We start from the raw sequence: 15167 nt of genomic DNA, 5'->3' as shown, positions 1-15167 counted from the left end.
CCGACAATTGAACGCTGTTCAGGTTAGGGTACGGCCGTGCAGCTTCACAAACGCGACGTGGTGCGGGCGGCGACCACGCTGCTGGACACGTACGGCCTGGCCGACCTGACCATGCGGCGGCTGGCGCGCGAGCTCGAGGTCTCCCCCGGCGCGTTGTACTGGCACTTCACCAGCAAGCAGCAGCTGCTGGGCGCGGTGGCCGACCGGATCCTCGAGCCCGTCGGCGACGCCGCCGGAAGCTGGCGCGAGCGGGTTTCGGCCGTCTGCGCGGCCCTGCGCGACGCGTTGTTGTCGCACACCGACGGCGCCGAGTTGGTGTCGGCCAGCTTCGCGGCCGGGCAGTCGACGGCGATGGCGCGCATCGTCGAGCGGCTCACCGCGGCGGCGGTCGATGCCGGTGTGCCCGCGGCCCACGCCGAACTGGCCGCCCGCACGATCGTCTACTACGTGCTCGGTTTCACCGTTGACGAGCAGTCGCGTCTGCAGTGGGATGCGGCGGGCGCCGATCTCCCCGTCGACCAGTCGGTGCTGACCGAGGATGCGTCCGCGCGGTTCCGTTTCGGGGTGAACCTACTGATCAGCGGGATCCGCGAGCGGAAAGATCAACCGGTCTAGAAGCCGCGGTAGTTCTGAACGTCGTTCATCCACCGGGGATCGCCGGCGTCGACAGATGCGGTGAGGGCCCACATCTGGACTCCCTGTTCGTGCCCGCCCACCATTGCGAAGCCGAGCTGGCGGCGGGTTTCGCTGGGGCCAGGCCGAATGATCACCTCGACGATCTTGTTCGGGCGGCCCTCGGCCGTCACATCGGCGAACTCACCTTGGTCGTAGACCGGACTCTCATCTACGACGATGTTGTCGGCTTTCGGCGCTTCATTGCCGCTCCCGACAAGGGATGCCAGATCCGGATACGTGCGGCCGGGGTCCATCTTCAGGACCGGGGCATACACGCATGAGAGCAGATTCTCGCCTTCATCGGTGGGCGCCGACTTCTCGGCGTAGTCGACTACGGTCAGATGCGTATTGACGATCGCCTGGCCCGCGGCGTTCGCATCGTCGAGAGCCGCAAACGGCACCGGGGCTTTCTGGCGGGAGGCGCCGGAGTCCTCGAGCGCGGTGCGCCACTTATCGCGCCAGGCGTCGGCATGCCCGGAGATGTACGGCACGCACCGATCGATCCGGTCGGAGTAACTGAGTTTCATAAACTCCGAGTGGGCCGACTCGATGGTGGTCGGGGGCGGGCTCGGCTGGTAGAAGAAGTTCATGATCAGCGAGGTGCCACCGACGATGGCGCCAACGATCGCGATCGTCGTTGTCGTCCACCAGTGTTGCCGCCCCGGACTCCACCCCGAAGCCCTGGCGGCGTCGTCGGGTTGCTTTGCCACCGAGGCGTAAGTTACCGGACGGACCGGCGCAAAATGGCAGATCAGTGGCGATGTCATCGCGCTCGACTAGCGTTTCGCCCATGATCACCCTCGACGACGTCCGGCGCATCACCGCGACGTTGCCGCGCTCTTACGAGGCGATCGTCCGGGACCGGATCAGGTTTCGCGTCGGGCAGATCGTCTACGTCGCGTTCTCGCGCGACGAGACTGTCATGGGCGTCGCCTTTCCCAAGGAGGAGCGGGCGGCGATGGTCGCCGCCGAGCCCGACAAGTTCGCCCTGCCGCGTGAGTCGGAGATGCGGTTCAACTGGATGCTGGTCAACCTCGACGCGATCGAGTACGACGAACTGCGCGAGCTTGTCATCGACGGCTGGCGGATGTGCGTGCCGAAAAGCGTCAGTGCGACGGTCAACTGATCGGATACTCGATGCGGTTGTCGCCGTCCCAGTGACGCAGCCCGGTCAGCGTGCCCCGCACATCGCGGCCGACGGATTTGACCCTCATCGCGGCGGGCAGCTTGTCGGGAGCAACGCGGCGCGCCAGCGTGACGTGCGGCGTCCACTGTCCCGGATCGGCGTGCCCCAACACGCCTTTCGGCATGTGCCGCAGACACAGTTCGTGCACCTGGCGATGCAGACCCAGCAGTTCCTCCGACGGCACCACCAGTCGAACCAGCGTGAACACCCTGCCGCCGCCGAACAGCATCGGCGCCCCGACCGTGCAAGGCAACGGCAACCGCGACAGCACCGGGCACAGCGCGGCGTTGACCGCCTCGTCGATGTCCTCCGCGACGGTCACGGTGATGTGCGGGCGGTTGCTCGGCGACGTGTTGCTCGCCTGACTACGGATCCCGGCCCGCGTCAGGTCGTCCCAGACGCGGCGGAGCTTCGCGTCCGTGTCCGGGTCGAACGTCAACTCGACCGAATGCACCATCGTCAGACCAGGCTCGTGAACCAGTCGGGGTCGAACGCCGCCGCGCTCATCACCTCGAACTCCTGGGCGGTCAACGCGCCGGCACCCGCGGGCAGAATCGCCCGGAGTGGGGCACGCTCGGCGAGGGCTGAGCGGTTGCCCTGTTCGGCGATGTCAGGGTTGGGCGGCCATGCTCCGATCACCAACCCGGCACACGAAACGCCCTCACGAGCAAGGGCTTCCAGCGTGAGCGCGGTGTGGTTGAGCGTGCCGAGACCCGCAGCGACGACCACCAGCACCGGAGCGCCGAGGTCCACCGCGAGGTCACGCAGCGTCACTCCGGCGCCGATCTCGACGAGCAACCCGCCCGCCCCCTCGACGAGGGTCAGCGGCGCGTCGACGGCCCGCACCGACTCGACGAGCTCCGCGCGCGTGGGCAGCGTCATGCCCGCACGGCCGGCGGCGGCGGCCGGCGCCAACGGCTCGGGATACCGCCACCCGCCGTGCAGCCGGGCGACGCCGGAAAGCCGGCCGACGTCGGCGAGGTCGTCGTCGCGGGGGCTGCCGGTCTGCACGGGTTTGCACACCGCGACGTCGACGCCGGACAGGCGGGCGTGGCACGCCAGCGCGGCGGTGGCGACGGTCTTGCCGACGCCGGTGTCGGTGCCTGTGATGAGGAGCGTGGTCACCGGCGCACGGTGGCCAGCACATCGGCGAGAACCTCACTCGCCGAGAGCATTTCATCGTCGGTCAGCGATGCGCGCGCGGCGAGCCGCAGCCTCGACGTGCCGGCGGGCACGGTCGGTGGCCGGAAGCACCCCACCCGCACACCGCGGTCCAGGCATGTCAGCGCGGCGCCGAAGGCCACGTCGGGGTCCCCGAGAATCACCGAGACCACAGCCGACTCCGGCCGCTCCGGCACCGAACAGATCGATGCGAGCGCCGCAGCGCGGTCGATGACGGCCTGCGCGCGCCACGGCTCGGCGATCAGGATGTCGAGCGCCGCCCGGGCCGCACCCACCGCGGCCGGCGCGAGCCCGGTGTCGAAGATGAACGGTCGCGCTGCGTCTATCAGGTGGTCGCGCACGGCCGTCGGGCCCAGCACGACGCCACCCTGGCTGCCGAGCGCCTTGGACAGCGTCGTCGTCATCACGATGTCGGGCGCACCGGCCAGGCCTACCTCGTGCAGCAATCCGCGTCCGCCCACGCCGCGCACCCCGAGGCCGTGGGCCTCGTCGACGATCAGCAGCGCGCCGTGGCGGCGGCACACGTCGTGCAGCGCGTGCAGCGGGGCGAGGTCGCCGTCGGCGGAGAACACGGAGTCGGTCAGCACGACTGCGCGTTCCTCGGTGCGCGCCGAGAGCGCCGTCTCCACCGCGGCGACGTCGCGGTGGGGCGTGACGACGACCCGCGCTCGTGACAGGCGGCAGGCGTCGACCAGCGAGGCGTGGGTCAGGGCGTCGGAGATCAGCAGCGATCCGGCACCCGACAGCGCGACGACCGCGCCGAGGTTGGCCGTGTAACCCGACGAGAACACCAACGCCGACTCCGCACCCACGAAGTCGGCCAGCGCCCGCTCGAACGCCTCATGCAGTTCAGTGTTGCCCGTCACGAGGCGCGATCCAGTGGAACCCGCACCCCAGGTCCGCAACGCGGCGACGCCGCCGTCGATGACCGCGGGATGCTGCGACAGGCCCAGGTAGTCGTTGGATGCGAGGTCGAGTTCGGTACCGACCGGCGGCCTGGCTCTCAACGAGCGCCGCAGACCCGCGGCACGCCGCTGCCTTTCGACATCGTCGAGCCACGCCAGCGGGGAGAGACCTGCGCGCGTCACCGTGCTCCTCAGCATCGGACTTGAACAGCGTTCAGGTTAGGGCACCCGCGCGCGAGCGCACAAACGGCGCCTCAACCCAACGCGCGGGCGACCGCGACCATCCCCGAGGTGATCTGGTCGATCTCGTCGGCAGTACAGATATAGGGCGGCATCGCGTAGACCAGGTTGCGGAACGGGCGCAGCCAGAGCCCGTTCTCCAGCGCGGCGGGCGTCGCGACCTTCAGGTCGACGGGTCGGTCCATCTCGATCACTCCGATCGCGCCGAGCACCCGCACGTCGGCCACGCCGGGTAGCCCCGTCGCCGCGGCCAACCCCGACCGCAGTCCCGCCTCGATCTCGCGCACCCGCGACCGCCAGTCCTGACCGATCAGCACCTCGAGTGCGGCCACCGCGACCCTGCACGCCAGCGCGTTCGCCATGAACGTGGGTCCGTGCATCAGCGCGCCCGGTTCGTTCGAACTGATCGTGTGCGCGATCTCGCTCGTGCACAGCGTCGCCGCAAGCGTGACGTAACCCCCGGTCAGCGCCTTGCCGACGCACATGATGTCGGGACTCACGCCTGCGTGGTCGGCCGCGAAGAGTTCACCGGTGCGGCCGAAGCCGGTCGCGATCTCATCGAAGATCAGCAGCACCTCGTGCCGGGAACAGATCTCGCGCAGCGCTGCGAGGTAGCGCGGGTCGTGGAACCGCATGCCGCCGGCCCCCTGCACGACGGGCTCGACGATCACAGCGGCCAACTCGGAGGCGTGTTCGGCCAGCTGTTTCTCGAACGCCTCGACATATCCCGCGTCGTAGGCCCGCGGCACCGGCGGCGCGAACTCCTGCGCCATCAGCACGTCCGTCCAGAGCGAGTGCATGCCGCCGTCCGGGTCGCACACGCTCATCGGTGTGAAGGTGTCGCCGTGGTATCCCCCGCGCCACGTCATCAGGCGGTGCTTGGCGCCGCGGCCGAGGCTGCGCCAGTACTGCAGCGCCATCTTCACGGCCACCTCCACCGACACCGAACCCGAGTCGCTGAAGAAGACGGTGTCCAGGCCGTCGGGCGTGATCTCGACGAGCAACTGCGCGAGCCGGGCGGCCGGTTCGTGCGTGAGCCCGCCGAACATGACGTGGTTCATGGTGGCGAGCTGCTCGGTGATCGCGGCGTCGAGTACGGGGTGACCATGGCCGTGGATCGCGGTCCACCAGGACGCCATCGCGTCGAGAACCTGCAGCTCGCGGCCGTTGTAGTGGAGGGTGAGCCACGCCCCGCGAGCCCCCACCGCGACGAGGGGGGCCAGCGCTTCCGCGCCGATCGTGCTGTAGGGATGCCAGACGTGGGCGGCGTCGACCGCACCGATCTCGGCAGGCGTCATGGCTGGCACCTTCGGTAGATTATCCGTCGACCATGATGACCCTCGCCCCTCCCCGGCCGGCGCCCATCGCCGATTCGGGACGACCGTCGCGCGCCGCGAAAGCCACGAGCGCTACCCGCGACTCCGCGGCCTACCGGCTCGATCTCGACGGACTGCGGGGCATCGCGATCGCGCTCGTGGCGGTCTTCCACGTGTGGTTCGGCCGGGTCTCGGGCGGCGTCGACGTGTTCCTCGCGCTGTCCGGCTTCTTCTTCGGCGGACGGCTGCTGCGCGCGGCGATGACACCAGGTGCGTCCCTGCGGCCGGGCCCGGAGGTGACGCGGCTGATCCGGCGGCTGCTGCCTGCGCTGATCGTCGTGCTCGCCGCGTCGGCGGTGCTGACGGTCGCGATCCAGCCGCAGACGCGCTGGGAGACGTTCGCCGACCAGAGCCTGGCCAGCCTCGGCTACTTCCAGAACTGGGAACTCGCCAACTCGGCGTCGAACTACCTGCGCGCGGGCGAGGCGGTAAGCCCGCTGCAGCACATCTGGTCGATGTCGGTGCAGGGCCAGTTCTACATCGCGTTTCTGGCGCTGATCTTCCTGTCCGCCTTGCTGTTTCGGCGCATCTTCAAACGGCACATGCGTGCGGCGTTCGTCGTGCTGCTCAGCGTGCTGACCATCGCGTCATTCGTCTACGCGATCTATGCCCACAACACCGATCAGGCGACCGCCTACTACGACAGCTTCGCCAGGGCGTGGGAACTATTGCTCGGCGCGCTCGTCGGCGCCGTCGTCACCCACCTCCGCATGCCGATGTGGTTGCGCACGTTCGCGGCGGTCGTCGCGCTGGCAGCGATCCTGGCGTGCGGCGCGGTGATCGACGGGGTCAAGGAGTTCCCCGGCCCATGGGCGCTGGTCCCGGTCGCCGCCACCATGCTGTTCATCCTCTCCGCGGCGAACCGGGTGGCCGACTCGCACACCGCGGGCCGGATGCCGCTGCCCAACCGCTTGCTGGCGACGGCACCGTTCGTATCGCTTGGTGCGATGGCCTACTCGCTGTACCTGTGGCACTGGCCGCTGCTGATCTTCTGGCTGGCCTACAGCGGGCACCGTCGCGCCTCCGTCATCGAAGGTGCGGTGGTGCTGCTGGTCTCCGGGGCGCTGGCGTGGCTGACCACCAAGTACGTCGAGAACCCGCTGCGGTACCGCACCGCCCCCGCCTCACGCGCGGTCGCCCCGAAGAAGGCGCGGCGGCGCAGGCCGCCGGTGGTGCTGGGCTCGGTGGTCGTGCTTCTGGGCGTCGCGCTGACCGTGACGTCGTTCACCTGGCGTGAGCATGTGCTCGTCCAGCGCACGAACGGCGCGGAGCTGGTCGCGCTGTCGACGCAGGACTACCCCGGCGCCGCGGCGTTGATGAGCAAGATCAGGGTGCCCAAGCTACCGATGCGCCCGACCGTGCTCGAGGCCAAGAACGATCTGCCCGAGACCACGGAGGACGGCTGCATCAGCGACTTCGACAACGTCGACGTGATCAACTGCACCTACGGCGACAAGAACGCCAAGCGCACGATCGCGCTGGCCGGCGGCTCGCACGCCGAACACTGGATCACCGCGCTGGACCTGCTCGGCAAGCGGCACCACTTCAAGATCGTGACCTATCTGAAGATGGGCTGTCCCCTGACCACCGAGGAAGTGCCGCTGGTGATGGGCGACAACCGCCCGTACCCGAAGTGCCACGAGTGGAACGAGCGGGTGATGGACAAGCTCATCGCCGACCGTCCCGACTACGTCTTCACCACCTCCACGCGGCCATGGAACATCAGACCGGGCGATGTGATGCCCGGGACATACATCGGCATCTGGCAGGAACTGTCCGACAACAACATCCCGATCCTGGCCATGCGTGACACGCCGTGGCTGGTGCGCAACGGGGAGCCCTTCTTCGCCGCCGACTGCCTCGCCGACGGCGGCGACGCTATCTCCTGTGGAACTCGCCGATCCGACGTACTCTCGGAACACAACCCGACACTCGATTTCGTCAAGCGGTTCCCGTTGCTCAAACCGCTCGACATGAGTGATGCGGTGTGCCGCAAGGATATTTGCCGAGCCGTGGAGGGGAACGTGTTGCTCTACCACGACGCGCATCACATCTCGAAGACCTATATGCGCACCATGGCACCGGAACTCGGTCGCCAGATCGCCGCCGCCACCGGTTGGTGGGTTGGGTGATGCCCGGCGGTGAACCGGCGGCGGTGCCCACCGTCTGGCCGGGGGCGGCCTATCCCCTGGGCGCCACGTACGACGGCGCGGGAACGAACTTCTCGGTCTTCTCCGAGGTCGCCGATCGGGTCGAACTTTGCCTCATCGGCAAGGACGGCCGCGAAGAGCGGGTCAACCTCGACGAGGTGGACGGCTACGTCTGGCACTGCTATCTGCCGACGGTCACGCCGGGCCAGCGCTACGGTTTTCGCGTCCACGGCCCGTGGGACCCGTCGGCCGGGCACCGATGCGATTCGAGCAAGCTGCTGCTCGACCCGTACGGTAAGTCGTTCCACGGCGACTTCACGTTCTCGCAGGCGCTGTTCTCCTACGACCTGAACGCCGACGACCTCGCATCGGGCGGAACGCCGCCCCGCGTCGATTCTCTCGGCCACACGATGACCAGCGTCGTGATCAACCCGTATTTCGACTGGGCGTCCGACCGCGCACCACGCACCCCGTACCACGAGACGGTGATCTACGAGGCGCACGTCAAGGGCATGACGCAGCGGCATCCCGGAATCCCGGAGGAACTCCGCGGCACCTACGCCGGGCTGTGCCACCCGGTCATCATCGACCACCTCAAGTCGCTGAACGTGACAGCGATCGAGTTGATGCCGGTCCACCAGTTTTTGCACGACCACCGTCTGGTCGACCTCGGACTGCGAAATTACTGGGGCTACAACACTTTCGGCTTCCTCGCACCGCACTACGAGTACGCGGCCAACAAACACGCCGGCGGCGCGGTCGCCGAGTTCAAGGGCATGGTGCGTTCCTTCCACGAGGCGGGGATCGAGGTCATCCTCGACGTGGTCTACAACCACACCGCCGAGGGCAACCACCTAGGCCCGACGCTGAACTTCCGGGGCATCGACAACGCCGCCTACTACCGCTTACTCGACGGTGACCTCCGGCTGTACAAGGACTTCACCGGCACCGGTAACAGCCTCAACGCCCGCCACCCGCACACGCTGCAGCTGATCATGGACTCGTTGCGCTACTGGGTGCTCGAGATGCACGTCGACGGCTTCCGCTTCGATCTGGCCGCCACCCTCGCTCGCGAGTTCTACGACGTCGACCGGCTGAGCGCGTTTTTCGACCTGGTGCAACAGGATCCGGTGGTGAGCCAGGTCAAGCTGATCGCCGAACCGTGGGACGTCGGCGAAGGCGGCTATCAGGTCGGCAACTTCCCAGGTTTGTGGACCGAGTGGAACGGGAAGTATCGCGACACTGTGCGTGATTACTGGCGGGGAGAGCCCGCAACCCTCGGCGAGTTCGCATCGCGGCTGACCGGTTCGTCCGACCTCTACGAGGCGACCGGCCGGCGACCTGGCGCGAGCATCAACTTCGTCACCTGCCACGACGGCTTCACGTTGAACGACCTGGTGTCCTACAACGAGAAGCACAACGAGGCCAACGGCGAGGACAACCGCGACGGCGAAAGCCACAACCGGTCCTGGAACTGCGGCGTGGAGGGTCCGACCGACGACCCGGAGATCCTGGCGCTGCGCGGTAAGCAGATGCGCAACATCATGGGCACGCTGATGCTCTCGCAGGGCACGCCGATGATCTCGCACGGCGACGAGATCGGCCGCACCCAGAGCGGCAACAACAACGTGTACTGCCAGGACTCCGAGATCTCCTGGATGGACTGGTCGTTGTGCGAGAAGAACGCCGACCTGCTCGCCTTCACCCGTACGGTCACCCAGCTGCGCAAGGAACATCCGGTGTTCCGCCGGCGGAGGTTCTTCGAAGGCAAGCCGATCCGCAGCGGCGAACAGGTCCGCGACATCGCGTGGCTGACGCCCGCCGGTGAAGAGATGACGCTCGAGGACTGGGGCGCCGGACTCGGTAAATGCGTCGCGGTGTTCCTCAACGGTGATGCCATCTCTGCGCCGAACGAACGCGGAGAGCGAGTCGTCGACGACTCTTTCCTGTTGTGCTTCAACGCACACGACCATTCCCAGGACTTCGTCACCCCGACGGGCAGCTACGCCAAAGAGTGGACCGCGGCGCTGGACACCGCCGACGCCACCGGGTCCACCGAGTTGGTGGCCAAGGCCGGCGAGAAGATCTCGCTGCCGGCGCGCTCCCTTCTGGTGATGCGTAAGACTGCGTGATGGCGCCTGCAATGCCGGTCTCTTCGACCTACCGTCTCCAAATGCGCGGTGACGCATTCACTTTCGCCGATGCCGAGAAACTTCTCGACTACTTCTCGGCCCTCGGCGTGTCGCACTTGTACCTGTCGCCGATCCTCACCGCCGCCGAAGGCTCTACGCACGGCTACGATGTCACCGACCCGACCACCGTGTCAGCCGAACTCGGCGGGTCCGAGGGATTCGCCCGGCTGTCGCGCGCGGCGCGTGAGAAGGGCATCGGGCTGGTCGTTGATATCGTGCCCAATCACGTCGGCGTCGAGAAGCCACAGCAGAACGCGTGGTGGTGGGACGTGCTCAAGCACGGGCGCGATTCGTCGTTCTCCTCCTTCTTTGATATCGATTGGGATCTCGACGGCGGACGCGTCGTGCTGCCGGTGCTCGGATCCGACGACGACGCAAACGATCTCGAGATCGACTCCAGCGGTGACGAACCCGTGCTGCGCCTCGGCGACCTCGTCTACCCGATCGCTCCCGGCACTGAGGGCGGGACGGGTCCACAGGTGCACGACCGCCAGCATTATCACCTGATCGGCTGGAAGAACGGGATTTGCGGCTATCGGCGATTCTTCTCGATCACCTCGCTGGCCGGGCTGCGTCAGGAAAACCGCGCCGTCTTCGACGCTACCCACGCCGAGGTGAAGCGGTGGTTCGACGATGGTTTGGTCGACGGCATCCGCATCGACCACCCGGACGGCCTGTCCGATCCGGCAGGCTACCTGACCTGGCTGCGCGAACTGACCGGACCGGACGCGTGGATCGTCATCGAGAAGATCCTGGCCGCCGACGAGCCGCTGGAACCGACGCTGCCCGTGGCCGGCACCACCGGCTATGACGCGATGCGCGAGATCGGCGGGGTATTCATCGATCCGTCGGGCGCAGGCGCCCTGACCGACCTGTTCGACTCCACCGGGCTGGCCTATGGCGCAATGCCCGAACTCGCCCGCACCCTCAAGGCGAATGCGGTGACCGAAACCCTGGGCAGCGAGCTGGCTCGCTTGCGTCGCACCATCGTCGGCGCCACCGGTGCCGATGATGAGGAGCTGTCCGCGGCTATCGCCGCTCTGCTCAGCCGCATCGACGTGTACCGCTCCGACTACCGCTCCCTGTCAGGCATCCTGCCGAGCGCGCTCGCCGAAACAGCCTCCGCAGAGCCGCAATTGGCGGCGCCCCTGGCGCTAATCGCGACGGCGCTCGCGGTCAACGAGGAGACCGAAGTCCGGTTGCAGCAGCTGTGCGGGGCGGCGACCGCGAAGTCGATGGAGGACTGCCTGTTCTACCGCGACGCCCGGTTGGTCTCGCTCAACGAGGTGGGTTCCGAACCGCATCACTTCGGGGTGAGCGTCGCCGAGTTCCACCAGCGGGCCGCGGTGCGCGCGCGGATGTGGCCGAGCGCGATGGTCGGCTTGACCACTCACGACACGAAGCGCGGCGAGGACGTGCGGGCGCGGATCGGGTTGCTGTCCCAGGTGCCGTCGTTGTGGGCGGAGCTGATCGGCAAGTGGACGTTGAGCACCCCTCCACCCGACGCCCGCACTGGACTGTTCCTGTGGCAGAACGTGTTCGGCGTCTGGCCCGTCGACGGTGTGATCACCGACGAGCTGCGCCAGCGCGTGCACGCCTACGCCGAGAAGGCGATCCGCGAGGCCGCCGAGCACACCACCTGGAACGATCCGGACACCGAATTCGAGACCGCCGTGCACACCTGGCTGGATGCCGTGTTCGACGGCCCCGTGGCCACCGAGATGACCTCGTTGGTGGAGCGCCTCGACCTGCATGCCCGCAGCGACGCCTTGGGGCAGAAACTGCTGGCGCTCACCGTGCCCGGCGTCCCCGACATCTATCAGGGCACCGAGCTGTGGGAGGACAGCCTGGTCGATCCGGACAATCGCAGGCCGGTGGACTATCAGGCCCGTCGCGACGCGTTGGAGGCGATGCGCCATCCGAAGCTCCGGGTGGTGAGCTCCGCACTCGCGGTGCGGCGGGACCGGCCCGTGACGTTCGCTTCGGGCCGCTACACCCCGCTGCTGGCCCACGGCCCGGCGGCGCAACACCTCGTGGCGTTCCTGCGCGGTGAGGACGTGCTTACCGCCGTCACGCGGCATTCGGTGCGGCTGTCCGAAACCGGTTGGGGCGACACCTCACTGGAATTGCCGCCTGGTACGTGGTCGGACCGCATCGGCGGGCGCCGACACAATGGACGGGTGCTGGCCGCCGAGTTGTTCACCGAACTACCGGTCGTGCTGTTGGAGCGGGTCGATGGCTGAATTCTGCGTATGGGCGCCCCGACCGCAGCGGGTTCGCCTCGACGTCGACGGTGAACTATACGAGATGAGCCGGACCGGCGACGGTTGGTGGAGCGCCCAGGTCGAGGCCGCACCCGACGCCCGCTACGGCTTCGTGCTCGACGACGACCCGAAGGTGCTTCCCGATCCCCGCTCCCCCCGCCAGCCCGACGGCGTGCACGAGAGATCGCAGCTGTGGCAACCGGATCCGTCGGCGTGGACGGACGGCGACTGGTCCGGTCGCTCGATCGAGGGTGCGGTGATTTACGAGCTGCACGTCGGAACCTTCACCCCTGAAGGCACCTTCGACGCCGTGATCGACAAGCTCGACTACCTCGTCGACCTCGGGATCGACTTCGTCGAAATGATGCCCGTCAACGCGTTCGGCGGAACCCACGGGTGGGGCTACGACGGTGTGCTCTGGTACGCAGTGCACGAACCGTACGGCGGACCCGACGCGCTGGTGCGCCTGATCAATGCCTGCCACGAACGGGGGCTCGGGGTGTTGATCGACGCCGTCTTCAACCACCTGGGCCCGTCGGGTAACTACCTGCCCAAGTTCGGCCCGTACCTGTCCACCGGCAGCAACCCGTGGGGCGAGTCGATCAACATCGCCGACGCCGACGCCGACGAGGTGCGGCGCTACATCATCGACTGTGCGCTGCGCTGGATGCGCGACTTCCACGCCGACGGCCTGCGACTGGACGCGGTGCATGCGCTCGTCGACACCACGGCGATCCACATCCTCGAAGAGCTGTCGGCCGAAACCGATGCGCTCGCCGCGGAATTGGGGCGGCCGCTGTCGCTGATCGCCGAGAGCGACCTCAACGACCCGCGGCTGATCACTCCCCGCGACGGCGGCGGACTCGGGATGACCGCGCAGTGGGACGACGACATCCACCACGCGATCCACTCCGCGGTGTCCGGTGAACAGCAGGGTTACTACAACGATTTCGGCACGCTGGAGGTGCTGGCCACCACGCTGAAGAACGGCTACTACCACGCGGGTACGTATTCGTCGTTCCGGCACCGCAGGCACGGGCGACCGCTGGACACCGCCACGATTCCGGCCACCCGGCTACTGGCGTACACGCTGACTCACGACCAGGTGGGCAACCGCGCCGTCGGCGACCGTCCGTCGCAGAACCTGAGCTTCGGCCAACTCGCGGTCAAAGCTGCCCTTGCCCTCGGAAGTCCCTACACGGCAATGCTCTTCATGGGTGAAGAATGGGGCTCATCGTCGCCGTTCCAGTTCTTCAGCTCGCACCCCGAGCCCGAACTCGCCCGCGCCACCGCCGAAGGGCGCAAGCGGGAGTTCGCCGAGCACGGCTGGGATGCCGACGCGATCCCCGACCCGCAGGATCCCGAGACGTTCCGGCGGTCGAAGCTGAAATGGGACGAGATCGACGACGGTGACCACGGGCGGCTGCGAAAGGTGTACCGCGAGCTGATCGCGTTGCGGCACAACGAGCCCGACCTCGCCGACCCGTGGCTCGACAACCTCGAGGTGGACTACGACGAGGACCGGCACTGGATCGTGATGCGCCGCCGGTCGCTGTCCATCGCCTGCAACCTCGGCACCGACGCGGTCGACGTCCCGGTCACCGGAGAGGTGGTGCTGGCGTGGGGTGAGCCCGATGCCGGTCCCGAAAGCACCCGCCTCGACGGGCACTCGTTCGCGGTGATCCGCTCTCAGAGCAGGTAGCGGTAGGCCGGTGAGCCCGGCTCGAGCGCCTCGACATGGATGTCGGAGGCGCGCATCCGCTCGAGCAGGCCCTCGAAGTCCGTCGCCGAACCCAGTTCGATGCCGACCAGCGCCTCGCCGGTTTCGCGGTTGTTGCGTTTGATGTACTCGAACAGGGTGATGTCGTCGTTCGGGCCGAGGACCTGGTCGAGGAAGCGACGCAGCGCGCCCGGCTCCTGCGGGAAGTCGACGAGAAAGTAGTGCTTGATGCCGAGGTGAACCAGCGAGCGCTCCAACACCTCGCCATATCGTGACACGTCGTTGTTGCCGCCCGAGATCACGCACACCACAGTCGATCCCGGTTCGATGTCGGTCTCCAGCAACGCCGCCACCGACAGCGCGCCCGCCGGCTCGGCGATGATGCCCTCGTTCTGATACAGGTCGAGCATCGCGGTACACACCGCGCCTTCGTCGACCGTTGTCATTGACACCATGTCGCCTGCGGCAGCCAGCGCCTCATAGGGCAGGGTTCCCGCACGGTTCACCGCTGCGCCGTCGACGAACTGGTCGACGGCGTCGATGGTCACGGGCTCGCCCGCGGCCAGCGCCGCCATCATCGACGGCGCGCCCGCGGGTTCCACCCCCAGCACTGAGGTTCCGCTTGTGCGTTCGGCCAGATAGGTCGTGATGCCCGCGACACAGCCACCGCCGCCGACCGGGACGATGAGAAGGTTCGGTTCCCCGTCGAGTTGGTCGAGGATCTCCACGGCGATCGTGCCCTGCCCGGCCATCGTGCGCAGATCGTCATACGGCGGCACCAGGGTTGCACCCGTGCGCGCGATGTCCTCCAGCGCTGCAGCGGCGGCGTCGTCATAGGTTCGGCCGCCGACGATCAGCTCGATGAACTCGCGGCCGTGATATTGGATGCGGCTACGCTTCTGCTTCGGCGTCTTACCCGGCACGTATACCCTGCCGCGGACACGCATCGAGCGGCACGCCATCGCGAAGCCCTGTGCGTGGTTGCCCGCCGACGAACACACCACACCGGCGGCCAGCTCGTCGGCCGACAGCTGCATCAGCAGGTTGTGTGCGCCGCGCAGCTTGTAGGACCGCACGGGCTGCAGATCTTCGCGCTTGAGGTACACCGTCGCGCCGGTCGCGTCCGACAGCCGCTCGCTGAGCTGGAGGGGGCTGCGCACCACGACCTGCGCAATTCGCTGAGCGGCCTCGTCGATATCGGCCGCGCGAAGCGGCGACGTTCTCGGGCTCTGGCTCAGTTCAGCGGACACTGGTCAATGGTGCCACCAACCAGCAAT

The 15167-nt window shown here is 67.7% G+C and carries 12 protein-coding genes; 6 read left to right on the top strand and 6 right to left on the bottom strand.

What is annotated here, in order from left to right; translation table 11 throughout:
• Positions 1-36: 36 nt before the first annotated feature.
• On the top strand, positions 37-615 hold the full coding sequence (locus A5650_RS12615) for a TetR/AcrR family transcriptional regulator C-terminal domain-containing protein (RefSeq protein WP_067291366.1): 579 nt from the start codon (positions 37-39) through the stop codon (positions 613-615).
• On the opposite strand, the gene A5650_RS12610 is transcribed toward A5650_RS12615, so the two are convergent.
• A complete protein-coding gene (locus A5650_RS12610) occupies positions 612-1385 on the bottom strand; it encodes a hypothetical protein (protein WP_067291363.1) in 774 nt (257 codons plus the stop codon). The two genes, A5650_RS12615 and A5650_RS12610, sit on opposite strands and share 4 nt — an antisense overlap.
• A gap of 80 nt (positions 1386-1465) precedes the next feature.
• Here A5650_RS12610 and A5650_RS12605 point away from each other — a divergent pair, with 80 nt between their 5' ends.
• Positions 1466-1801: an MmcQ/YjbR family DNA-binding protein gene (locus tag A5650_RS12605; protein ID WP_067291361.1), complete on the top strand. Its 336-nt coding sequence runs from the start codon at positions 1466-1468 to the stop codon at positions 1799-1801.
• Here the strand turns inward: A5650_RS12605 and A5650_RS12600 are convergent.
• From A5650_RS12600 to A5650_RS12585, 4 genes are read right to left on the bottom strand one after another with little or no spacing between them, the layout of a single operon-like run.
• A complete protein-coding gene (locus tag A5650_RS12600; RefSeq protein ID WP_067291359.1) occupies positions 1794-2318 on the bottom strand; it encodes a 2'-5' RNA ligase family protein in 525 nt (174 codons plus the stop codon). The two genes, A5650_RS12605 and A5650_RS12600, sit on opposite strands and share 8 nt — an antisense overlap.
• Positions 2319-2320: 2 nt before the next feature.
• Entirely contained in the window at positions 2321-2986 is a 666-nt protein-coding gene (gene bioD, locus A5650_RS12595) for a dethiobiotin synthase (RefSeq protein WP_067291357.1), read from the bottom strand.
• Complete coding sequence (locus A5650_RS12590) at positions 2983-4146, bottom strand: 8-amino-7-oxononanoate synthase (protein WP_197501857.1); 1164 nt, start codon at positions 4144-4146, stop codon at positions 2983-2985. Before A5650_RS12590 ends, bioD begins: the two co-directional genes overlap by 4 nt.
• Positions 4147-4202: 56 nt before the next feature.
• Positions 4203-5486: an adenosylmethionine--8-amino-7-oxononanoate transaminase gene (locus tag A5650_RS12585; RefSeq protein ID WP_067291351.1), complete on the bottom strand. Its 1284-nt coding sequence runs from the start codon at positions 5484-5486 to the stop codon at positions 4203-4205.
• 32 nt (positions 5487-5518) lie between these two features.
• On the opposite strand from A5650_RS12585, the gene sucT reads away from it, so the two are divergent.
• The 4 genes from sucT to treZ are packed head-to-tail and all read left to right on the top strand — an operon-like array spanning position 5519 to position 13872.
• A complete protein-coding gene (gene sucT, locus A5650_RS12580; protein WP_067291348.1) occupies positions 5519-7696 on the top strand; it encodes an acetyltransferase SucT in 2178 nt (725 codons plus the stop codon).
• Positions 7696-9846 (top strand): glycogen debranching protein GlgX, encoded by a 2151-nt coding sequence (glgX, locus tag A5650_RS12575; protein WP_067291699.1) that lies wholly within the window; start codon positions 7696-7698, stop codon positions 9844-9846. Before sucT ends, glgX begins: the two co-directional genes overlap by 1 nt.
• 11 nt (positions 9847-9857) lie before the next feature.
• Positions 9858-12149: a malto-oligosyltrehalose synthase gene (treY, locus tag A5650_RS12570; RefSeq protein WP_067291330.1), complete on the top strand. Its 2292-nt coding sequence runs from the start codon at positions 9858-9860 to the stop codon at positions 12147-12149.
• Positions 12142-13872 carry a malto-oligosyltrehalose trehalohydrolase gene (gene treZ / locus A5650_RS12565; protein WP_067291322.1) on the top strand — a complete coding sequence of 577 codons (1731 nt, stop codon included), beginning with the start codon at positions 12142-12144 and terminating at the stop codon, positions 13870-13872. Before treY ends, treZ begins: the two co-directional genes overlap by 8 nt.
• Here the strand turns inward: treZ and ilvA are convergent.
• Positions 13860-15140, bottom strand: coding sequence for a threonine ammonia-lyase IlvA (ilvA, locus tag A5650_RS12560; protein ID WP_067291319.1), 1281 nt, complete (start codon positions 15138-15140; stop codon positions 13860-13862). The two genes, treZ and ilvA, sit on opposite strands and share 13 nt — an antisense overlap.
• Positions 15141-15167 lie beyond the last annotated feature (27 nt).

Origin of the sequence: Mycobacterium sp. 1164985.4 (assembly GCF_001668575.1) — a bacterium.
Lineage (GTDB): Bacteria > Actinomycetota > Actinomycetes > Mycobacteriales > Mycobacteriaceae > Mycobacterium.
This window is presented reverse-complemented; position numbering and strand designations above follow the sequence as displayed.

Coding starts and splice junctions, on each gene's coding strand:
- A5650_RS12605 (WP_067291361.1), top strand. CDS start 1,466: ATGATCACCCTCGACGACGTCCGGCGCATCACCGCGACGTTGCCGCGC.
- A5650_RS12600 (WP_067291359.1), bottom strand. CDS start 2,318: ATGGTGCATTCGGTCGAGTTGACGTTCGACCCGGACACGGACGCGAAG.
- A5650_RS12590 (WP_197501857.1), bottom strand. CDS start 4,146: ATGCTGAGGAGCACGGTGACGCGCGCAGGTCTCTCCCCGCTGGCGTGG.
- A5650_RS12585 (WP_067291351.1), bottom strand. CDS start 5,486: ATGACGCCTGCCGAGATCGGTGCGGTCGACGCCGCCCACGTCTGGCAT.
- sucT (WP_067291348.1), top strand. CDS start 5,519: ATGATGACCCTCGCCCCTCCCCGGCCGGCGCCCATCGCCGATTCGGGA.
- glgX (WP_067291699.1), top strand. CDS start 7,696: ATGCCCGGCGGTGAACCGGCGGCGGTGCCCACCGTCTGGCCGGGGGCG.
- treY (WP_067291330.1), top strand. CDS start 9,858: ATGCCGGTCTCTTCGACCTACCGTCTCCAAATGCGCGGTGACGCATTC.
- treZ (WP_067291322.1), top strand. CDS start 12,142: ATGGCTGAATTCTGCGTATGGGCGCCCCGACCGCAGCGGGTTCGCCTC.